Annotated in this window: 17 protein-coding genes; 10 read left to right on the top strand and 7 right to left on the bottom strand. The window is 56.1% G+C overall.

All coding sequences use genetic code 11. From position 1 onward, the window contains the following. The first annotated feature begins 141 nt into the window (after positions 1-141). Entirely contained in the window at positions 142-678 is a 537-nt protein-coding gene (gene zapC / locus FFB58_RS06735) for a cell division protein ZapC (protein WP_039029452.1), read from the top strand. Here zapC and FFB58_RS06730 read toward each other — a convergent pair. Then, entirely contained in the window at positions 675-1,784 is a 1,110-nt protein-coding gene (locus tag FFB58_RS06730; protein WP_138369423.1) for a YcbX family protein, read from the bottom strand. The two genes, zapC and FFB58_RS06730, sit on opposite strands and share 4 nt — an antisense overlap. Before the next feature lie 99 nt (positions 1,785-1,883). On the opposite strand from FFB58_RS06730, the gene rlmKL reads away from it, so the two are divergent. The 6 genes from rlmKL to rmf all read left to right on the top strand — a co-directional run bounded on the left by rlmKL (position 1,884) and on the right by rmf (position 9,812). Further along, positions 1,884-3,992 carry a bifunctional 23S rRNA (guanine(2069)-N(7))-methyltransferase RlmK/23S rRNA (guanine(2445)-N(2))-methyltransferase RlmL gene (gene rlmKL, locus FFB58_RS06725; RefSeq protein WP_039029450.1) on the top strand — a complete coding sequence of 703 codons (2,109 nt, stop codon included), beginning with the start codon at positions 1,884-1,886 and terminating at the stop codon, positions 3,990-3,992. A 12-nt stretch (positions 3,993-4,004) separates the two neighbouring features. Then, positions 4,005-5,912 (top strand): ABC transporter ATP-binding protein, encoded by a 1,908-nt coding sequence (locus tag FFB58_RS06720; RefSeq protein ID WP_039029449.1) that lies wholly within the window; start codon positions 4,005-4,007, stop codon positions 5,910-5,912. Between the two features lie 18 nt (positions 5,913-5,930). Beyond that, positions 5,931-7,184: a membrane integrity-associated transporter subunit PqiA gene (gene pqiA, locus FFB58_RS06715; RefSeq protein ID WP_039029448.1), complete on the top strand. Its 1,254-nt coding sequence runs from the start codon at positions 5,931-5,933 to the stop codon at positions 7,182-7,184. Positions 7,185-7,188: 4 nt separating this feature from the next. Then, positions 7,189-8,826, top strand: coding sequence for an intermembrane transport protein PqiB (gene pqiB / locus FFB58_RS06710; protein ID WP_138369422.1), 1,638 nt, complete (start codon positions 7,189-7,191; stop codon positions 8,824-8,826). Next, positions 8,826-9,389, top strand: a complete 564-nt coding sequence (gene pqiC, locus FFB58_RS06705) for a membrane integrity-associated transporter subunit PqiC (RefSeq protein ID WP_039029446.1) — start codon at positions 8,826-8,828, stop codon at positions 9,387-9,389. The genes pqiB and pqiC overlap by 1 nt, the downstream gene beginning before the upstream one ends. A gap of 255 nt (positions 9,390-9,644) precedes the next feature. Then, complete coding sequence (gene rmf, locus FFB58_RS06700) at positions 9,645-9,812, top strand: ribosome modulation factor (protein ID WP_032617397.1); 168 nt, start codon at positions 9,645-9,647, stop codon at positions 9,810-9,812. A gap of 73 nt (positions 9,813-9,885) precedes the next feature. On the opposite strand, the gene fabA is transcribed toward rmf, so the two are convergent. Next, positions 9,886-10,404, bottom strand: a complete 519-nt coding sequence (gene fabA, locus FFB58_RS06695) for a bifunctional 3-hydroxydecanoyl-ACP dehydratase/trans-2-decenoyl-ACP isomerase (RefSeq protein ID WP_039029445.1) — start codon at positions 10,402-10,404, stop codon at positions 9,886-9,888. 68 nt (positions 10,405-10,472) lie between these two features. After that, positions 10,473-12,233 carry a Lon protease family protein gene (locus tag FFB58_RS06690; RefSeq protein WP_138369421.1) on the bottom strand — a complete coding sequence of 587 codons (1,761 nt, stop codon included), beginning with the start codon at positions 12,231-12,233 and terminating at the stop codon, positions 10,473-10,475. A 186-nt stretch (positions 12,234-12,419) separates the two neighbouring features. On the opposite strand from FFB58_RS06690, the gene matP reads away from it, so the two are divergent. Beyond that, a complete protein-coding gene (matP, locus tag FFB58_RS06685; RefSeq protein WP_039029443.1) occupies positions 12,420-12,875 on the top strand; it encodes a macrodomain Ter protein MatP in 456 nt (151 codons plus the stop codon). A 66-nt stretch (positions 12,876-12,941) separates the two neighbouring features. Here the strand turns inward: matP and ompA are convergent, their stop codons facing one another. Both ompA and sulA read right to left on the bottom strand, forming a co-directional pair. Continuing rightward, positions 12,942-13,994: a porin OmpA gene (gene ompA, locus FFB58_RS06680; RefSeq protein ID WP_138369420.1), complete on the bottom strand. Its 1,053-nt coding sequence runs from the start codon at positions 13,992-13,994 to the stop codon at positions 12,942-12,944. A 355-nt stretch (positions 13,995-14,349) separates the two neighbouring features. Then, on the bottom strand, positions 14,350-14,859 hold the full coding sequence (gene sulA, locus FFB58_RS06675; protein ID WP_039029441.1) for an SOS-induced cell division inhibitor SulA: 510 nt from the start codon (positions 14,857-14,859) through the stop codon (positions 14,350-14,352). Between the two features lie 217 nt (positions 14,860-15,076). Here sulA and FFB58_RS06670 point away from each other — a divergent pair, with 217 nt between their 5' ends. Next, entirely contained in the window at positions 15,077-15,703 is a 627-nt protein-coding gene (locus tag FFB58_RS06670; protein WP_138369419.1) for a TfoX/Sxy family DNA transformation protein, read from the top strand. Here FFB58_RS06670 and yccS read toward each other — a convergent pair. Next, complete coding sequence (gene yccS / locus FFB58_RS06665) at positions 15,688-17,823, bottom strand: YccS family putative transporter (protein WP_138369418.1); 2,136 nt, start codon at positions 17,821-17,823, stop codon at positions 15,688-15,690. The genes FFB58_RS06670 and yccS overlap by 16 nt on opposite strands. Positions 17,824-17,841: 18 nt before the next feature. Beyond that, the gene (locus tag FFB58_RS06660) at positions 17,842-18,288 is read right to left on the bottom strand and encodes a YccF domain-containing protein (RefSeq protein ID WP_039029438.1); all 447 of its coding nucleotides are present in this window, start codon (positions 18,286-18,288) and stop codon (positions 17,842-17,844) included. A gap of 123 nt (positions 18,289-18,411) precedes the next feature. Between FFB58_RS06660 and helD the strand changes: the two genes are divergently transcribed. After that, the gene (helD, locus tag FFB58_RS06655; protein WP_138369417.1) at positions 18,412-20,466 is read left to right on the top strand and encodes a DNA helicase IV; all 2,055 of its coding nucleotides are present in this window, start codon (positions 18,412-18,414) and stop codon (positions 20,464-20,466) included. The last annotated feature ends 152 nt before the right edge of the window (positions 20,467-20,618 follow it).

The following is a 20,618-nucleotide window of genomic DNA, read 5'->3' as shown; positions in this document are numbered from 1 at the left end:
CTTTATTTCCAGCTCTGGTTGTTTTATATTCCCGGACTGTTGCTTTATTAGACATTGTAGTCTTTTATTATTGAAGTTAAAAAAGCGAAGCGGCAATAAGGACTTTCTTACTACAGGACGTTTCGGGAACGGGAGAGACAGATGCGAATTAAACCTGACGATAACTGGCGATGGTATTTCTGCGAAGAGCACGATCGTATGATGCTCGATCTGGCTAATGGTATGCTGTTCCGCTCGCGTTTTGCCCGCCGGATGTTAACCCCGGATGCCTTTGCCGATACCGGTTTTTGCGTCGACGATGCCGCGCTCTATTTCTCCTTTGAAGAGAAATGTCGGGATCTGGACCTCTCTAAAGAACAACGCGCCGAACTGGTGCTCAATGCGCTGGTGGCGATCCGCTTCCTTAAACCTCAGATGCCAAAAAGCTGGCACTTTCTTGCCCACGGTGGGCGCTGGACGCCGGTCACCGGTGATGCCGCGTGCGTCAGCCTGAGCGAGAATGCCGAGCAGGTGAATTTGCTGGTGGTCGAGCCAGGCGATAACGCCGCGCTCTGTTTACTGGCGCAGCCAGCGGTAACTATCGCCGGGCGCACCATGCAGCTGGGGGACCCGATTAAAGTGATGAACGACAGGCTGAAACCGCAACCGGTCAGCTTCAGCCTCGAGCAGGCCGTTTAGGCTTCGAGCTGTAACGACGTTTTAGGTACGCAGCTGCAGCACAGAATGGTGCCGTCGCTGCCAATGGCCGATTTCTTCAGTGCACTCACTTCACCTTCTACCAGCGTGATGCGGCAGCATCCGCAGATCCCCGCACGACAGGAATAGGGCACGCGAATACCGGCCTGTTCAAGCTGCTCCAGTAACACCTGCTGATTGTTGCCGCGAATGGTCTGTCCCTGCCACTGGATAGTCACCGCCGTTGCGGGCTGGGTTTCCACTTCAGTGGGCTCTTCTTCGGCGCCTGCCCCGTAGATACGGCCCGGCCCGGTCGAGAGGATCTCCACCTCATCGCCCACGCGGATCACCCCGCTGGAGCGTGGGATCAGGTTCTGCCCAAAATCGACATCGCCGTTATCCTGCGCGGTGCGGAAGGATTGCAGGGTCTTCAGCGGTTCACCGGCCGGGTGCTTCTGCCCCTTTTCCGGGCTGACGGTGGTAAAGATGCAGCGGCTGCACGGTTTCACCACATCGAAAATCACGTCGCCGATGCGGATCGTTTTCCAGTTGTCTTCTTCCCACGCGGCCGCGCCGGTCACCACCAGGTTAGGGCGGAACTGCTCCATCTGCACGCTGGCCGGGCAGCGCTGTTGCAGATCGCGCAGCGAGGCCTCGTTGGTCAGCAGGAAGGGGAACCCGTCGGCAAACGACAGCGGCACTGCGGCAAACTTCTCCACGCGGCGCGTCAGCTCAGGACCTACCCAACGGAGCTGAACCGGGCGCGAAAAGAACTCGCTCAGCCAGCGGTTAATCTCGTCCGGGGCAATGCGGGCGGTAAAGTGGTTGCCCCAGACTTCGGTGGGGGCGTCTGCTGGCGCAAAGTCGCTGAAGCGGACGATACTACTGGAACCATCCGGCGCGGTGAGATGCAGACCGTCATGCACCGGCACCGGCGTGAAGCGAACCATTTGCGGGAACTGGCGTGCGGTAATGAACGTGCCGTCCGGTTCGGTGACCATAAAAATGCGGTCAAAGGCAAAGCCGCTCATGTCTGCAAGGGCATGAGTGAGCCCAATACCGCGCATGGATTTAACCGGATGAATGAAAAGCCTGGATAACGTCGCCACGGCACCGCCCCCTAAAATGAAAATAAGCCCTCAACTTTATGACATAGAGCCCAGATTGGCTATAATGCGCAGCAATTTTCTTAGAGTAAAAGTGACGATATGAATTCTCTGTTTGCCAGTACGGCCCGTGGGCTGGAAGAGCTGTTAAAAACTGAACTGGAAAGCCTGGGTGCGCAAGAGTGCCAGGTGGTTCAGGGTGGTGTCCATTTTCAGGGCGACACACGGCTTATTTACCAGAGCCTGATGTGGAGTCGCCTGGCCTCACGCATCATGTTGCCGATGAGAGAGTGCAAGGTTTACAGCGATCTCGATCTTTACCTGGGCGTGCAGACTATCGACTGGACAGAGATTTTTGCGCCGGGCGCCACTTTTGCCGTCCACTTCAGCGGCCTGAATGACGAGATCCGCAACAGTCAGTACGGCGCGCTGAAGGTTAAAGATGCCATCGTCGACTGCTTCACCCGTAAAAATCTGGAGCGTCCTAACGTCGATCGTGAAAACCCGGATCTGCGTATCAACGTTCGCCTGAATAAAGAGATTGCCAGCATTGCGCTGGATCTCTGTGGCGAAGGCCTGCACCAGCGCGGCTACCGCGATCGTGCCGGTATCGCGCCAATCAAAGAGAACCTGGCGGCCGCCATCGTGATGCGTTCCGGCTGGCAGCCGGGCACGCCGCTGCTGGATCCCATGTGTGGTTCCGGCACGCTGCTGATCGAAGCGGCGATGCTGGCGACCGACCGTGCGCCGGGCCTGCATCGTGGCGCGTGGGGTTTCAAAGGCTGGGCACATCACGACGAAGCAGTCTGGCAGGAAGTGAAAGCCGAAGCCCAGACCCGCGCCCGTGCAGGGCTGGCGGCCTATGAATCCCGCTTCTACGGCTCTGACAGCGACGCCCGCGTGATTGAACGCGCGCGCAGCAACGCCCGTCGCGCCGGGATCGGCGATCTGATTGCCTTCGAGGTAAAAGACGTTTCTCAGCTCACTAATCCGCTGCCAAAAGGCCCGTACGGCACGGTGATCAGCAACCCGCCTTACGGCGAACGCCTGGACAGCGAGCCAGCGCTGATTGCCCTGCACAGCCTGCTTGGGCGCACCATGAAGGATCTGTTTGGCGGCTGGAATCTCTCCCTGTTCAGCGCCTCGCCAGAGCTGCTGAGCTGCCTGCAGCTGCGCGCCGAGCGCCAGTTCAAAGCCAAAAACGGCCCGCTGGACTGCGTGCAGAAGAACTACCATCTGGCCGAGAAAGAGGCCGACAGCAAGCCGTCCAGCATCGCGGAAGATTACGCTAACCGTCTGCGTAAGAACCTGAAGAAATTTGAAAAATGGGCGAAGCAGGAAGGCATCGAATGCTATCGCCTGTATGACGCCGATCTGCCGGAGTATAACGTGGCGGTCGACCGTTACGGCGACTGGGTGGTGGTGCAGGAGTATGCTCCGCCGAAAACCATCGATCCGCAGAAAGCCCGTCAGCGTATGCTGGATATTATTGCCGCGACCATCAGCGTGCTGAATATTGCCCCGAACAAGCTGATCCTCAAAACCCGTGAGCGTCAGAAAGGCAAAAACCAGTACGAAAAGATGAACAGCAAGGGCGAGTTTATCGAAGTGGGCGAATACAACGCGCGCCTGTGGGTGAACCTCACCGACTATCTCGATACCGGCCTGTTCCTCGACCACCGCATCGCCCGTCGTATGCTGGGTCAGATGAGCAAAGGCAAGGACTTCCTGAACCTCTTCTCCTATACCGGCAGCGCCAGCGTGCACGCGGGTCTGGGCGGCGCGCGTACCACCACTACCGTGGACATGTCCCGCACCTATCTGGAGTGGGCAGAGCGCAACCTGCGCCTCAACGGCCTGACCGGCCGCGCGCACCGTCTGCTGCAGGCCGATGTGCTGGGCTGGCTGCGTGAATCTGAAGAGCAGTTCGATCTGATCTTTATCGATCCGCCAACCTTCTCCAACTCCAAACGCATGGAAGAGTCTTTTGATGTCCAGCGCGACCATTTAACGCTGATGAAAGACCTGAAACGTATGCTGCGTAAAGGCGGCACCATCATGTTCTCGAACAACAAACGCGGATTCCGCATGGATCACGAAGGGCTGGAAAAACTGGGGCTGAAAGCACAAGAGATCAGTCAAAAAACCCTGTCCCAGGATTTTGCCCGTAACCGTCAGATCCACAACTGCTGGCTGATTACCGCGGCCTGAAAGGAAAAGTAAATGTCATTAATTAGTATGCATGGGGCGTGGCTGTCGTTCAGCGACGCGCCGCTTCTCGATAATGCTGAACTGCATATCGAAGATAACGAACGTGTCTGTCTGGTAGGCCGTAACGGCGCCGGTAAATCGACGCTGATGAAGATCCTGAATCGCGAGCAGGGGCTGGACGACGGGCGCATTATCTATGAACAGGATCTGATTGTGGCGCGTCTGCAACAGGATCCGCCGCGTAACGTTCAGGGCAGCGTCTACGACTTTGTTGCCGAAGGCATCGAAGAGCAGGCCGAGTATCTGAAGAGCTATCACGAGATCTCGCATCTGGTCATGACCGACCCGAGCACCAAAAACCTCAATGAGATGGCGCGCCTGCAGGAGCTGCTGGATCACCACGGCCTGTGGCAGCTGGAAAACCGCATCAACGAAGTGCTGGCGCAATTAGGTCTGGAAGCGGACATGCCGCTGGGCTCGCTCTCCGGCGGCTGGCTGCGTAAGGCCGCGCTGGGCCGGGCGCTGGTCAGCGGGCCGAAAGTGCTGCTGCTCGATGAACCGACGAACCACCTGGATATCGAAACCATCGACTGGCTGGAAGGGTTCCTGAAAACCTTCAACGGCACCATCATCTTTATCTCGCACGACCGTTCGTTTATTCGCAACATGGCGACCCGCATTGTCGATCTCGATCGCGGCAAGCTGGTGACCTATCCCGGCGACTACGACACCTACCTGCTGGAGAAAGAGGAAAACCTGCGCGTTGAGGAGCTGCAAAATGCCGAGTTCGACCGCAAACTCGCCCAGGAAGAGGTGTGGATCCGTCAGGGTATTAAAGCACGTCGTACCCGTAACGAAGGTCGCGTTCGCGCCCTGAAAGCGATGCGCCGCGAGCGCAGTGAACGCCGCGAAGTGATGGGCAGCGCGAAGATGCAGGTCGAAGAGGCGAGCCGCTCAGGCAAAATCGTCTTCGAGATGGAACACGTCAACTACCAGGTTGATGGCAAAGTGCTGGTGAAGGACTTCTCCGCCCAGGTGCAGCGCGGGGACAAAATCGCCCTTATCGGCCCGAACGGCTGCGGTAAGACCACGCTGCTGAAGCTGATGCTGGATCAACTTAAGGCCGATAGCGGCCGCATCCACTGCGGAACCAAGCTGGAAGTCGCCTACTTCGACCAGCACCGCGCAGAGCTGGACCCGGACAGAACGGTGATGGACAACCTTGCCGAAGGTAAGCAGGAAGTGATGGTGAACGGTAAGCCGCGCCACGTGCTGGGCTATCTGCAGGACTTCCTGTTCCATCCGAAACGGGCAATGACCCCGGTGCGCGCCCTCTCCGGTGGGGAGCGTAACCGCCTGTTACTGGCGCGTTTGTTCCTGAAACCCAGCAACCTGCTGATCCTTGACGAACCGACCAACGATCTTGATGTCGAAACGCTGGAACTTCTGGAAGAACTGATTGATAGTTATCAGGGAACCGTGATGTTGGTGAGCCACGATCGTCAGTTCGTGGATAACACCGTCACCGAGTGCTGGATCTTTGAAGGCCAGGGCCGCATTGGTCAGTATGTGGGCGGCTACCATGATGCCCGCGGACAGCAGGCGCAATCGCAGGCGACAAAACAGTCAAAAGCGAAGGTTGAAGCGGAAGTTGCTGTTACAAAAGCAGAAAACATCAAACGCGGCAGTAATAAATTAAGCTATAACCTTCAGCGCGAACTGGAAGGCCTGCCGCTGCGTCTGGAAGAGCTCGAAGCCAGTCTGGAAAGTTTGCAGGCTCAGGTGGCCGACGCGTCATTCTTTAGCCAGCCGCATGACTATACTCAAAAAGTCCTGGCCGATATGGCCCAGGCTGAGCAGGCGCTGGAAGAAGCATTTGAACGCTGGGAATATCTTGAGGCTCTGAAAAACGGCGCATAAGTTAACCATGGAGCCAGTATGTGTGAACATCACCATGCCGATCGGCATATTTTATGCTCACAGTGCGACATGCTCGTGGCGCTTCCCGCGCTCGAGCATGGGCACAAAGCGGCATGCCCGCGCTGCGGGACAACGCTGACAACTGAGTGGGACGCGCCGCGGCAGCGTCCCACCGCGTATGCTTTTGCTGCGCTGTTCATGCTGTTACTCTCCAACCTCTTTCCTTTCATTTATATGAAAGTGGGGGGCATCACCAGCGAAGTGCATTTGCTGGAGATACCCGGCGTGATGTTCTCAGAAGATTACGCCAGCCTCGGCACGTTCTTTATGCTCTTCGTTCAGATCGTCCCGGCATTTTGCCTGGTGGTGATCCTGCTGCTCGTCAACCGCGTCGTGATGCCTATGGCGCTGAAAATCAGGCTGGCGCGGATCCTCTTCCAGTTAAAAAGCTGGGGAATGGCGGAGATCTTCCTCGCCGGTATTCTGGTGAGCTTCGTTAAGCTGATGGCCTACGGTGATGTCGGAGTGGGCCTCAGCTTTATCCCCTGGTGCCTGTATTGCATCCTCCAGTTACGCGCTTTTCAGTGCGTTGATCGCCGCTGGGCGTGGGACGACATCGCCCCTGCGCCCGTACTGCATCAGACGCTGAAAGCCGGGGTACCGGGTATTAATCAGAATCTGCGCCTGTGTCCGTGCTGCACGGCTATCCTCCCGGCCAACCAGGAGATCTGCCCGCGCTGCGAAACTAAAGGGCACGTGCGGCGTAAAAACAGCCTGCAGTGGACGATGGCGCTGCTTATCACGTCGATGATTCTCTATCTTCCCGCCAACATTCTGCCGATTATGATCACCGATCTACTGGGCGACAAAATGCCGTCGACCATCATGGCCGGAGTGGTGTTGCTGTGGGGGGAAGGCTCCTATCCGGTGGCGCTGGTGATCTTTATCGCCAGCATCATGGTCCCGACGCTCAAAATGATTGCCATTGCCTGGCTCTGCTGGGATGCCAAAGGGCACGGCAAGCGCGACAGCGAGCGCATGCATCTGATTTATGAGGTTGTGGAGTTTGTCGGACGCTGGTCAATGATTGACGTGTTTGTGATTGCCGTACTCTCTGCGCTGGTGCGTATGGGAGGATTAATGAGCATCTATCCCGCCATCGGAGCGGTGATGTTTGCATTGGTCGTTATTATGACCATGTTTGCGGCCATGACCTTCGATCCGCGGTTATCGTGGGATCGTGAGTCAGAGCCGAGCCATGAGGATGAATAAAAGCATGGAAAATAAGAGTGGAGAGGCGAAAGTGCAGAAGGTCAGAAACTGGTCGCCGGTGTGGATTTTTCCCATCGTGACGGCGCTGATCGGTGCATGGATCCTGTTTTATCATTACAGCCATCAGGGCCCGGAAGTAACGCTCATCACCACCAACGCCGAGGGCATTGAGGGCGGTAAAACCACCATCAAAAGCCGCAGCGTGGATGTGGGCGTTGTCGAAAGCGCCACCCTGACCGACGATCTGACGCATGTAGAAATTAAAGCCCGCCTCAATGCTGGCATGGAAAAGCTGCTCCATGGCGACTCGGTATTCTGGGTGGTGAAACCGCAGGTGGGCCGTGAAGGCATTAGCGGTCTGGGTACCCTGTTATCCGGAGCTTACATCGAACTTCAGCCGGGGAAAAAGGGCTCGCAGCCGGAGAATTATCAGCTGCTGGACTCTCCGCCGCTGGCGCCGCCGGATGCGAAGGGCATCCGTATAACCCTCGACAGTAAAAAAGCGGGCCAGCTCAGCCCGGGCGATCCGGTGCTGTTCCGCGGTTATCGTGTGGGATCGGTGGAAACCAGCACCTTCGACGCCCAGAAGCGCACCATCAGCTATCAGCTGTTTATCAGTGCGCCAAACGATCGCCTGGTCACCGGCAATGTACGCTTCTGGAAGGATAGCGGCATCGCCGTTGACTTAACCTCCGCAGGCATGCGCGTCGAGATGGGTTCCCTCTCCACGCTGTTCGGCGGCGGAGTGAGCTTTGACGTGCCGGAAGGCATGGATCAAGGCCAGCCGGTGGCGCAACAGACCGCGTTCAGGCTCTATGACGATCAGAAGAGCATTCAGGATTCGCTCTATACCGACCATATCGACTACCTGATGTTCTTCAAGGATTCGGTCCGCGGCCTGCAGCCGGGCGCGCCGGTTGAATTCCGTGGTATCCGTCTCGGAACCGTCGGTAAGGTGCCGTTCTTCGCGCCGGGCCTGCGTCAGGTGCTCGATGACGATTACCGTATTCCGGTGCTGATCCGCATCGAGCCAGAGCGCCTGATTAATCAGGTTGGTGATACGCCTGATATCGCTGAGCATATCGACGGGTTGATGAAGCGTGGCCTGCGCGGCTCGCTCAAAACCGGTAACCTGGTGACCGGAGCGCTGTACGTGGATATGGACTTCTTCCCGAAAGAGCCACCGGTTAAAGAGATCCGCGAGTTTGGCGGCTATAAAATCATCCCGACCGTGAGCAGTGGCCTGGCGCAGATCCAGCAGCGTCTGATGGAGACGCTGGATAAGATCAACAGCCTGCCGCTCAATCCGATGATTCAGCAGGCCACCAATACGCTTAGCGAAAGCCAGGCGACGATGCGCCGTCTGCAGGCCACGCTGGATAATCTGAACAAGCTGACCGCCAGCCAGTCGATGCAGCAACTGCCGCAGGACATGCAGAAAACCCTGCGTGAGCTGAACCGCAGTATGCAGGGCTTCCAGCCGGGCTCCGCCGCGTACAACAAGATGGTGGCGGATATGCAGCGCCTCGATCAGGTTCTGCGCGAACTCCAGCCGGTGCTGAAAACGCTGAATACGAAGAGCAATGCGCTGGTATTCGAAGCAAAAGACAAAAAGGACCCTGAGCCGAAGGGGGCTAAATAATGAAAAAATGGCTAATTATCACCGCAGTGGCGCTCCTGTCCGCCTGTAGCTCTTCCGAGAACAAGAGCTACTACCAGCTGCCGGTGGCAGCGCAGGCGGGCGGGCAGAGTATCGCCAGCCAGGGGAATCGCCTGCTGTGGGTAGAGCAGGTGGCCGTGCCTGACTACCTTGCCGGCAATGGCGTGGTCTATCAAACCAGCGATGTGCAGTATGTCATCGCCAACAACAACCTGTGGGCCAGCCCGCTGGATCAGCAGCTGCGCAACACGCTGGTTGCCAATCTGGGCAGCCAGCTGCCGGGGTGGGTGGTGGCGTCGCAGCCGTTGGGCAGCGACCAGGATACGCTCAACGTCAACGTGACCAATTTCCACGGGCGTTATGATGGCAGGGTGATCATCAGCGGAGAGTGGCTACTGAACCATCAGGGTCAGCTGATCAAGCGGCCTTTCCATCTGGAACTGGTACAGCAGAAAGATGGTTATGATGAGATGGTGAAAGTCCTGGCACAGGGCTGGGCGCAGGAATCCGCCAGTATTGCCAGGGAGATCTCCCGTCAGCCATAAGTAAAATTCATCGCACCGGGCCGCATTTAGCGTCATGCTAATTGCGGCTTTTTTTTCGTTTGAAGCTCAGGCGGTTACTTGTGCCGCATCACAGTTTTTGTACAAATGAACTTTTGTATAGGTCACATTTATGACACTGGCGTGAATTTTGCGCATTGACGCTAAGCGGGATTCGCGGTATTCGTTAGTCGTGATTGCATGTTTTGTAATCACTGTTTTCTTTTCCACCAGATCAAATAATGAGGGAAACGAGGCATGAAGAGACAGAAACGAGATCGCCTTGAAAGGGCTCATCAACGTGGTTATCAGGCTGGCATCGCCGGACGTTCTAAAGAAATGTGTCCCTATCAGACCATTAATCAAAGGTCGCAATGGTTAGGGGGCTGGCGAGAAGCCATCGGAGACAGGGCAGTACTTGCTTGATAGCGTCTCTTTAAGAAAAGAAACCTCCGCAGTGCGGAGGTTTCGCTGTTTTATGCTTTGAGAAAAGCAAAAATCAGAATGCGGAAGTATCCTGGAACAGACCCACTTTCAGGTCAGTTGCGGAGTAGATCAGACGACCATCAACCAGCACTTCGCCATCCGCCAGGCCCATGATCAGGCGACGGTTAACAATGCGTTTGAAGTGAATACGATAGGTGACTTTCTTCGCGGTCGGCAGAACCTGACCGGTGAATTTCACTTCGCCCACGCCCAGGGCGCGGCCTTTGCCTTCGCCGCCGAGCCAGCCGAGGTAGAAACCAACCAGCTGCCACATTGCGTCCAGGCCCAGGCAGCCTGGCATTACCGGATCGCCAATAAAGTGGCAACCGAAGAACCACAGGTCCGGGTTGATATCGAGCTCTGCTTCTACGTAACCCTTATCGAAGTTGCCGCCGGTTTCCGTCATCTTCACGACACGGTCCATCATCAGCATGTTCGGGGCCGGTAACTGTGGGCCTTTAGCGCCAAACAGTTCACCGCGACCAGAGGCAAGAAGATCTTCTTTTGTATAGGATTCGCGTTTATCTACCATGTTCTCAGTAAGCCTTATTTTAGTGAAGGACGCAGGATAGCTAACACGTGTACGCTGAACAAGTCCGATCAGTTTGGCGTGAACCAGTTCAACCAGCGTAACGGCCAGGGATAACGATGACGTGCTTCCTGCTGCGTTGCCTGCGCAATGCGTTCCTGGATGGTTTGCATCAGTGATGTCTGCCCTTCGGCATCCCACACCAGGTTTGTCAGTAAGGGTAGCGCATCAGCAATATCTTCGATGGCCCAGAGGCTGAATTGTTCCTCTTCGACCGCTTTCAGCAGCTCCTGACTCAGGCTGAGGTGGCGCACGTTCGCCAGTGGAATGATCACGCCCTGTTTACCGCTCAGCCCACGCTGCTGGCAAATATTAAAGAAGCCTTCGATCTTCTCATTCAGCCCGCCGACCGGCTGCGCGCGGCCAAACTGGTCTACAGAGCCGGTGATAGCAATGCTTTGATTCACCGGCACATCGGCCAGGGCGCTGATAAGTGCGCACAGTTCAGCCATTGACGCACTGTCGCCATCCACTTCGCTGTAGGACTGCTCAAAGGTCAGCGAGGCGGTAAACGGGAGCTGCTGCTCAAGCTGTAGCTCCGACATCAGGAAAGCCTGCATGATCATCATGCCCTTGGCATGAATGTTCCCGCCCAGCTCTGCTTTACGTTCGACATCGATAAATTCACCGTCACCAATGTGCACCACGCAACTGATACGCGACGGCTCGCCAAAGGCGCGCGGATGGCCAGGGAATTCAATCACCGAAAGGGCGTTAATCTGTCCCACGCATTCGCCTTCGGTTTCGACCAGGATCTGCTCGAGCAGGATCTCATCCTGCATACGATCGGCGAGATAGCCTTCGCGCCACTCGCGCTGCACCAGCATTTGGGAGAGCTGCTCGCCGTTCACCGTATCGTCTTCGGTCATGGCAGCGGCTTCACGCAGCTGCTTGCCAAGCCAGAGAGGGCAAAGCGGCAGTGTCTCCTGATCGCCGGTATAGCGGACCGCTTCGCGGATCAGCACCGGCCATGCATCCGCAGCAGGCGTTGGCAGCTGCGCGCGTTGGCAGACGGCGTAAACCCACTGCAGCCACTGCTGCATGTCTTCGGCATCCGCAATTTGGGTGCTGTCTTCAAATTCGCTGTAGACCACCTGATCAGCCAGCTCGGGCTCCATCTCCTGGAAATCAGCCAGCGCTTCGCGATCGCCTGTCAGGACGACTTTCAGGGAGAGCGGCATCGACGGCACGGCGACCGGAAGAGGGCGCGACTCATCCCAGCCAACCCAGTCAAAGCGCTGCTGGCTAACGATATTTTTCAGGCGCATCCACAGCAGGGGCTGTGCAAGCAGCGAACGCAGGGAGATGATCAGCACGCCGCCGTTGGCCTGATGAACCAGACCAGGATGCAGGGTCAACTCACCGTTAAACTGGCGCAAGCAGCCGAACAACTGCTCTGCTTCTGTCCAGCCCGCCTGGATGACGTTGCCGGTGACAGCAAAACGGCCATCGGGTACGGTAGCGGGTGCAAAGGTAACGGCGTGGCCGTTGATGCTGTATTCACCACCAAAGACCGTTCCGGCTTCTGGCTGCAACTGCCGTACGGCATCCGCCAGAAGACTCAGATACTCCGCTTCGTCTGGCGCTTTCAACAACATGAATGGTGAGGTTGTCCATGGGCTCAACATCTGCTCCAGCGCGTAATGCAAACGGGGCTGAGTGTCGCTGAGGATGTATTCGTGTTCTTTCGCGAGATCTGGCTGTGCAAACAGTTCCTGATAGCTATCTGTATCCGGAACAAGGTCACGCCATGCAAGTTTCGTAATGGTCAAAGTTGATGTTTTTTAGTCAGATGTAAAACGATGGAGTATACCGTAAGGCGCAGGCTCTGCACATGAGGGAATGGGAGTTTCCGGGCATGAATGCGTTACCGCGCGTCACAGGATATGATTTCTTTTCAGCAGATTGCCAAAAAACTGATATTCTGAACACAGTTACACGGTCACACTGAGATCGCAATGAAATACCAACAACTGGAAAATCTCGAAAGCGGCTGGAAATGGAAGTATCTGGTCAAAAAACACCGTGAAGGGGAGTTGATCACGTGCTACCTCGAAGCCAGTGCTGCAAAAGAAGCTGTAGATTTATTGCTGACCCTCGAAAATGAACCCATTCTGGTCAATAGCTGGATTGAAAAGCATATCAATCCTGCATTACTGAACCGAATGAAGCAGACTATCCGTGCGCGGCGTAAGCGGCATTTCAACGCTGAGCACCAGCATACCCGTAAGAAGTCGATCGATCTGGAGTTTATGGTCTGGCAGCGTCTGGCTGGCCTTGCCCAGCGACGCGGGAAAACTCTGTCAGAAACCATCGTGCAGCTGATTGAAGATGCGGAACATAAAGAGAAGTACGCCAGTCAGATGTCGACCCTGAAAACCGATCTCCAGGCGCTGCTGGCCGGAAAGAAGTAGCGTTCTCCTTTTCTTCAGACAATAAAAAACCCCGCAACATGGCGGGGTTTTTTGTCAGACGATAACTTATGCCGCTGGCTGAGTTACAACGTCTTTGATGCCTTTAACTTCGATCTCTACGCGACGATCTGGAGCCAGGCAGTCGATCAGTGCAGCGCGAGGTTTCACGTTGTCACAGGTAGAACCGGTAACTGGGTTAGATTCGCCCATACCACGTGGGGAGATCTTGTTAGCCGGGATACCTTTAGAGATCAGGTAATCAACAACGGACTGAGCACGTTTCTCAGACAGACCCTGGTTGTAAGCATCAGAACCGATACGGTCGGTGAAGCCCAGAACCACTACGGAACCGTCTTTCGGATCCAGGTTGCTCAGCTGGGTGTACAGCTGATCCAGTGCCTGCTGGCCTTCTGGTTTCAGAGTTGCTTTGTTGAAGTTGAACAGAACGTCAGACTTCAGAGTGAAGTGCTTGGTCTGTACTTCTGGAGCTGGTGCTGGAGCTGGAGCAACAACTGGTGCTGGCTCAGCCTGACCGAAGCGGTAAGAAACACCTACGCTCAGCATGCCGTTGTCTGGACGAACACCAACGGTGTTGCCGTCGCCGATGTTGTTAACCCACTGGTATTCCAGACGGGTAGCGATGTCACGGGTCATAGCCCACTCAACGCCACCAGCGAATACTGGAGATACGCCAGTGTCGTGGTCGTCGCCAGCGATGCTGTTGCTGGAGTCTGCACGCCATACCATGCCGCCCAGACGGGTGTAGATGTCTACAGCGTCATTTACTGGGTAGCCCAGTTTAGCAGTCAGCTGAACGCCTTGAGCTTTGAATGCGCCGTTAACGTTGTCGCCTTTGTAAGGCATACGGCCCAGCCAGTCGTAACCCATTTCGAAACCAACGTACGGGTTAACCTGATAACCACCGAACGCGCCTGCACCCAGCTGACTTTCGTGAGTTGGGCCGTCGTTGTTCAGAGCGTCGTTATACCAGCCGGTGTCGTGGAACTGAGACCAGCCCAGTTTACCACCTGCGTACCAGGTATTATCTTTTGGAGCGGCCTGCGCTACGGTAGCGAAACCTGCCAGTGCCACTGCAATCGCGATAGCTGTCTTTTTCATTTTTTGCGCCTCGTTATCATCCAAAAATCGCCATGAGAATCTCAATGAGAGTCACGGTTAAATCCTTCACCGGGGGGCGGGGACAAAGAGTAAAACTTACCGATATCTTCGGTTTAGGCCGAGCACCCCTGGCGATGTAAAGTCTACAACGTACCTGAAAACTTACAAGTGTGAACTCCGTCAGGCATATGAAAAAAAAAGTTTTGTATACACAATATTTAACATTTATTGCGCAATTTGAGGCGTGCTAAAATGGAGAAAGCCGCGGCAGACAAGACTTTTCGCGGCTTTTACACAGGGAACCAACGGCGTACAGATACGGCAAAAAAAATTCCAGGAAAACTCTTATTTTTACTCAATGATACAAATTCGAGTGAATTTTTAGCCCAGAAAGGTGTCCGTTGCTCAAAGTGTTCATTCGAATGGGACGCATAATGAAGCCGAGTGCATTCCCTTCTTCGGCAGCTTCAGCCAGACGGTGTTGTTCCGATTCCGTCAGCTCATGCGTAAACCAGCCAATCACTACGCTGTAATTTCCGGTACGCAGCGCCCTCGCCATTGAGTCTACAGTATGGCATGGATCCATCTGACTAATCTGCATCACTTTCGTTAGCGGCAAGCCTGCGGATTGCACCCATTCCCGACTTAATTTCTGCTGCGGCGTGAGCCACAACTGCCAGCGCGACTGCTGACCAAGCTGTTGCAACAGTGGCAGCAATAACAGCTGCGTCATCATGGGCTGGTCTTCACGGTAGAGCACTTCACTAATCAGCCCGGTGGACATTTGCGCCGCGGAGTTCATCGCGCTTTTGCCAGCGGAAGTAGAGAAAGTTGTTGAACGGTTTGCATAGCCTGAAGAGTACATAATCAATCCAGCCCTGTAGTTACTGTATGGATGTACAGTAACCCCTGTGCGACTAAAGATCAACCTCATTTTCGGAAAGCTCCTCGCAAATTTGGTTTGTAATTCAGGCGTATTGAAAATTCACCTTGCCGTTCGATCGTAAGTTACCTATTTTCTGGCTAACGGATCCGTTAATACTCGACTCAACCATTACGCCATGATTTAAAAGGGAAATATCATGAAAAAATTATCTTATGAACGGATCTATCAATCTGCAAAATATCTTTCACCCCTCGGCGAAGTTCATTATCGCGCCCTGTTTGGCGGATACACCCTGGCGGTTGATGACACGGTTTTTGCCATGGTGTCGGAGGGGGAGTTGTATCTGCGTGCCTGCGAAGAGAGCGCGTCTTACTGTGTAAAGCATGCCTCTTCTTTCCTGTCGCTGGTGAAGCGGGGGCGGCCCGTTTTGTTGAATTATTATCGCGTCGATGAAGGGCTCTGGCAGGATCAGGAGAAATTGCTGCAACTCTCCTCGTTTGCCCTGGAAGCTGCGCGGCGGGAACGCTGTGAACGCTACAAACGCGAGCGCCTGAAAGATTTACCCAATCTCACCTTTCAACTCGAAATCCTGCTGTTTGAGGCGGGTATCACCACCGAAGAGGCATTACGCACGCTGGGGGCTGAACAGTGCTGGCTCAAGATCAGGGCGCTCAACAAGCACTTGAGTTACAAGGTGCTGTTTGCGCTGGAGGGGGCAATCACCGGATTACACGTCGCAGCGCTCCCGGAGATAAGACGCCGGGAGCTGGTGGAGTGGTACAAAAGACTGCCGGCAGAGAGCAGTGCTCACTCCGGCAATTGATTAACGTGCTGCTGTAATCGACAAATTTCTGGCAGCAACGCGATAAGCAGACCGATTTGCTGCAGAACCAGAGGCGCTTTGCTCTCGGCTCCCGGCTCGATATGTGAAATGCGTTGCGCCAGTTCGGTTAAGGCCTGCTGAACACGAGGCTCATCCGCGGGGCGTTGATGTAGCGCATCATCAACGTAGCAGACAGCATCGTCCAGTAATCCGAGGATTGCGGGGCTGGTGAGCCGCTCTCGGTGTGCGCCCAGTGCGGCGATATAGCTGGTAAACGTATGGTTCAGGCACAGCAGACGGAACGCGACTTCCCGGGTTTCCGCTGTTGCCCTCGGTTCCGTAGACATATTCGACACCACAGACGCCAGCTCCGCGTCGCGGTTATAGGCGTCACGTCGTGCGATACGATACGCCAGGCGGTTATCACGCCCCTGATGATACTGCTCCAGGATAGCATCAAGATAACGGCAGTTGGCGTTCATGGCCCGATCCAGCACGCGGGGCAGATTACGGAACCGCCAGTCCGGCCAGATAAAGCTTACCGCAGCCCAGGCGATGGCGCAGCCAATCAGGGTATCAATGACGCGCGGCAGGGCAACTTCAAAGCCTTCCCCGAGCAGGTTGAAACAGAGCAGCACCAGCAGGGTGATAAACATCGTGGCGTGCGCATACTGCACGTTGCGAAAGGCGAAGAACAGCACGCCGGTGATCACAATTAAGATCAGCTGTCCTTCCAGCGAGGGGACAAAGTAAAGGATGGGTAACCCGATGGCGACCCCCACCAGAGTGCCGATAATACGCAGCGCCAGACGATGCCGGGTGGCGTTGTAGTTGGGCTGACAGACAAACAGGCTGGTGAGCAGGATCCAGTAGCCATGGTCCAGGCCGGTTATCTGTATAAAAGCATAGCCAATGCAGAGCACCACGGACATCCTTACCGCATGGCGAAACAGCGCCGATTCCGGGGAAAAGTTGCGGCTCAAACGCAGCCACATATCGCTAAAACCATGCAGGCTGTCGTCCGCAAGCTGATTTTCCACATCATTACCGGGTGTAGCCAGCGCCTGTTCGGATTCGATGGTGGCGAGCTGGGCATCAATGGCGCGCAGGTTATTCAACAAAAAGCCCAGCGCTTTCATCTGCTCGGCAGAGGTACCGCTGGCCTGAACCCTGTCGAGGGCCGCATCGAGATGGGTAAACGCCCGTTCAAATCGCGGATCGTGCTGATAGGGGGTACGCAGCAGGATAGAGCGCGACAGCTGGTGGCAGGCCTGCGACTGCATGGACAACAGGCGCTGGAAGCGAAACATTACGTCGCTGTAGCGAAATTTCTCGCGAAGATCGGCGTACTGAATATGCGATGAGCTGGCGCGCTCGTGGATATCCTGCGCCACAAAGTAATAGTGCAGGGTCCGGCGGGTGCCGCGCTGACCGCGATCGCCGCGCAGGCGGGTAAGTAACGAGGCCTTGGTCTGGTTTAAGGTTGTCACCAGTTGCCCGTTCGCCAGCGCCAGATCGTACAGCGGCCCCTGGCCGTCACCTTCGATATCCGGATCGAACAGCCGGGACTTTAACTCAAGGTAATGGGCCAGTTGCTCGTAGCTGCGGGCCAGATTGTCCTGCAGCGGGCGAATAGGGAAAATAAGATGACCGGCCAGCGTCAGCAGGTTATACCAGACCGCGCCCAGCAACAGCAGCACCGGCTGTTGATACCACTGGTCGTACAGCGATACCCCCAACATGGTGTAGATGGCAATAAGCAATGCGCCGAAAGCGATGGTGGCGTAGCGCTGGCCTAGCCCACCGAGCAGAATAAACACGCTGGTGGAGAGCATCAGCCCAATCGCAAAAAGCCAAGGCCATGGGAAGAGCAGCTCCACCGACGCCGAGGCGATAAAAAAGCAGATCAGGGTGATGACCAGATTGCGCAGCCGACCGGTAAGGCGGTCATCCAGATCGGCCAGCGCGCCGGCAACCACCCCCAGCGTCAGGGGGATGGTCAGCTTCACGTCGCCCAACCACCAGGGCAGGGCGGTACTGCCGCACAGGGCAATAAAGATCCTGACATTGTAGAGCCAGGCGCTGTTCAGGGTGTAGCGGCGAAGCAGTGGGCTTAGCATGTGCGCGCGAGGTCCTTGTTACGGAAAACGACGGCGGGCGTTAGCTTCCCGCGCGGCGCGGGCCACTTCCACCGGGACAACCCGGCGTCCGACAGGCCACAGGGCAATGGCGGCAATTTTGAAATTAGCGATCCCGACGGGGATGCCGATAAGCGTCAGGCACTGGGCGATCCCCGCCGCAATGTGCATCAGACACAGCCACCAGCCGAAAAAGATCAGCCACAGAATATTGAGCAGCGTTCCGCCGGTGTTCATCAGCGCGCTTTTATTGCCAGGCTCCAGTTCGTCTACGTGAACCGCTTCGTTGCCGTATGGGACCAGCGAGAGTTTGGTAATTTCCCAGCAGGAGCGGGTTAGCGGAAGGGTGAATATCAGGACCACGCTGACGAGCGTCGCCAGCAGCCAGGAGAGAGTGGTGGCAAAACCACCCAGCACAAAATTCAAAATATTCAGAATGGTACGCATAAAACCTCAATTCTTTCCGTAATGTTGAAGCCCTGATGATTGTAACGTTTTTTTGCGCTGGAGCACCTGAAAACTGGCAGTTAAACTGTTATGCAATTATTCACGTCGTGGATCAGGCTGGACATGGAACTGAAAGCAACATCGTTAGGCAAACGCCTGGCACAACATCCGTACGACAAAGTCGTTCTGCTTAACGCCGGGGTTAAAGTCTCGGGCGAACGTCACGAATATCTCATCCCCTTCAATCAGCTGTTAGCGATTCACTGTAAGCGCGGCCTGGTCTGGGGCGAGCTGGAGTTTGTGCTGACAGACGAAAAAGTGGTGCGGCTGCACGGCACCGAGTGGGCGGAAACCCAGCGTTTTCACCGCCATCTGAACACGCTCTGGCAGCAATGGAGTGCTGAAATGAGTGAGGTTGCGGCACAGGTGCTGCAAAACGCGCTGAATGACATTGCCGCCACGAATGAGCAAAACAGCTGGCTGACGCGGGAAAAAACGCTCGGCCTTCAGCAAAAAATCCGCCAGGCGTTGCAGGCCTTGCCGTTATCCGTCTCGCGGCTCGACGAGTTTGATAACTGCCGTGAAGCCTGGCGGCAGTGTCAGGCCTGGCTACAGGACATTGACCAGAGCCGGTTGGCGCACAATCAGGCGTGGACTGATACCATGCTCAGCCAGTATGCCGATTTTTTTGCCGGTATTGAGTCATCCCCACTTAACCCGGCCCAGGCCCGGGCGGTGGTCAATGGCGAACAGTCGCTGCTGGTGCTGGCGGGGGCCGGTAGCGGAAAAACCTCGGTGCTGGTGGCGCGGGCGGGCTGGCTGCTGGCCCGCAATGAAGCCGCTCCCGAGCAAATATTGCTCCTGGCGTTTGGGCGTAAGGCGGCTCAGGAGATGGATGAGCGAATCGAGGCGCGACTGCACACCCGCGACATTACCGCCAGGACGTTTCACTCCCTGGCCCTGCATATCATCCAGCAGGGCAGCAAAAAGGTGCCGGTGGTCAGCGAGCTTGAAAATGACACCGTGGCGCGGCAGAAGATTTTCATCGACGCCTGGCAGCAGCAGTGCAGCGAGAAAAAAGCCCAGGCCAAAGGCTGGCGACAGTGGCTCGAAGAGGAGCTTGACTGGAGCGTGCCGGAGGGCAGTTTCTGGCAAAACGAAAAACTGAAGCGCCGACTGGCCCCCCGGCTCGATCGCTGGGTGAGCCTGATGCGTATGCACGGTGGCGCGCAGGCCGAGATGATTGCCGGCGCGCCGGAAGAGGTGCGGGCCCTGTTCTCAAAGCGGGTCAAGTTAATGGCTCCGCTGCTTAAGGCGTGGAAAGCCGCCCTCAAGGCGGAGAACGCCGTCGACTTTTCCGGGTTGATCCATCAGGCGATCGTCATTCTGGAGAAAGGTCGCTTTATCAGCCCGTGGAAGCACATTCTGGTGGATGAGTTTCAGGATATCTCTCCTCAACGCGCGGCGTTGCTGGCGGCGCTGCGGGCGCAAAACAAGTACACCACTTTGTTTGCCGTGGGGGATGACTGGCAGGCGATCTACCGTTTCAGTGGTGCACAGCTGTCGCTGACGACGGCGTTTCATCATTATTTTGGCGAAGGGGATCGCTGCGATCTGGACACCACCTACCGTTTCAATAACCGGATCGGTGAGATCGCCAACCGGTTTATCCAGCAAAACCCGCATCAGCTGGCAAAACCGCTGAACAGCCTGTCGGCTGGCGACAAGAAAGCGGTTACGCTGCTGGCAGAGGATCAGCTCGATGCCCTGCTGGATAAGCTGAGCGGTTATGCCCGGGCGGATGAGCGCATTCTGGTGCTGGCACGTTATCACCACCTCAAGCCTGCCAGCCTGGAGAAAGCCGCGACCCGCTGGCCGAAACTGAAGCTGGATTTTATGACCATTCACGCCAGCAAGGGCCAGCAGGCGGACTATGTCATTGTGGTGGGATTGCAGGAAGGGAGCGATGGTTTCCCGGCACCTGCCCGGGAATCGGTCATGGAGCAGGCCCTGCTGCCAGTGGTGGAAGATTTTCCCGACGCCGAGGAGCGGCGATTACTCTACGTGGCTATCACCCGTGCTCGTCACCGGGTCTGGTTGCTGTTCAACAAAGAGCAGCCATCACGCTTTGTCGATATCCTCAAAGAAATTGATGTTCCGGTGGCTCGCAAACCCTAGCGATGTTTTGCCCGGTGGCGCTTCGCTTACCGGGCCTACGGGGCGTGCGGTCTGTTGCCCGGTGGCGCTTCGCTTACCGGGCCTACGGGATGTGCGGTTTGTTGCCCGGTGGCGCTTCGCTTACCGGGCCTACGGGGCGTGCGGTTTGGGGT

It is taken from the genome of Enterobacter sp. MF024 (assembly GCF_005843915.1).
In the GTDB taxonomy this organism is placed as follows: Bacteria; Pseudomonadota; Gammaproteobacteria; order Enterobacterales; family Enterobacteriaceae; genus Enterobacter; species Enterobacter barmai.
The sequence above is the reverse complement of the archived record's forward strand: the minus strand, read 5'-3'. Positions and strand labels throughout refer to the sequence as shown.

Excerpts from the sequence above, each read along its gene's own strand:
- zapC (WP_039029452.1), top strand. The coding sequence starts at position 142 with ATGCGAATTAAACCTGACGATAACTGGCGATGGTATTTCTGCGAAGAG.
- matP (WP_039029443.1), top strand. The coding sequence starts at position 12,420 with ATGAAATACCAACAACTGGAAAATCTCGAAAGCGGCTGGAAATGGAAG.
- rmf (WP_032617397.1), top strand. The coding sequence starts at position 9,645 with ATGAAGAGACAGAAACGAGATCGCCTTGAAAGGGCTCATCAACGTGGT.
- rlmKL (WP_039029450.1), top strand. The coding sequence starts at position 1,884 with ATGAATTCTCTGTTTGCCAGTACGGCCCGTGGGCTGGAAGAGCTGTTA.
- FFB58_RS06720 (WP_039029449.1), top strand. The coding sequence starts at position 4,005 with ATGTCATTAATTAGTATGCATGGGGCGTGGCTGTCGTTCAGCGACGCG.
- pqiA (WP_039029448.1), top strand. The coding sequence starts at position 5,931 with ATGTGTGAACATCACCATGCCGATCGGCATATTTTATGCTCACAGTGC.
- fabA (WP_039029445.1), bottom strand. The coding sequence starts at position 10,404 with ATGGTAGATAAACGCGAATCCTATACAAAAGAAGATCTTCTTGCCTCT.
- yccS (WP_138369418.1), bottom strand. The coding sequence starts at position 17,823 with ATGCTAAGCCCACTGCTTCGCCGCTACACCCTGAACAGCGCCTGGCTC.
- pqiB (WP_138369422.1), top strand. The coding sequence starts at position 7,189 with ATGGAAAATAAGAGTGGAGAGGCGAAAGTGCAGAAGGTCAGAAACTGG.
- sulA (WP_039029441.1), bottom strand. The coding sequence starts at position 14,859 with ATGTACTCTTCAGGCTATGCAAACCGTTCAACAACTTTCTCTACTTCC.
- ompA (WP_138369420.1), bottom strand. The coding sequence starts at position 13,994 with ATGAAAAAGACAGCTATCGCGATTGCAGTGGCACTGGCAGGTTTCGCT.
- FFB58_RS06660 (WP_039029438.1), bottom strand. The coding sequence starts at position 18,288 with ATGCGTACCATTCTGAATATTTTGAATTTTGTGCTGGGTGGTTTTGCC.
- pqiC (WP_039029446.1), top strand. The coding sequence starts at position 8,826 with ATGAAAAAATGGCTAATTATCACCGCAGTGGCGCTCCTGTCCGCCTGT.
- helD (WP_138369417.1), top strand. The coding sequence starts at position 18,412 with ATGGAACTGAAAGCAACATCGTTAGGCAAACGCCTGGCACAACATCCG.
- FFB58_RS06670 (WP_138369419.1), top strand. The coding sequence starts at position 15,077 with ATGAAAAAATTATCTTATGAACGGATCTATCAATCTGCAAAATATCTT.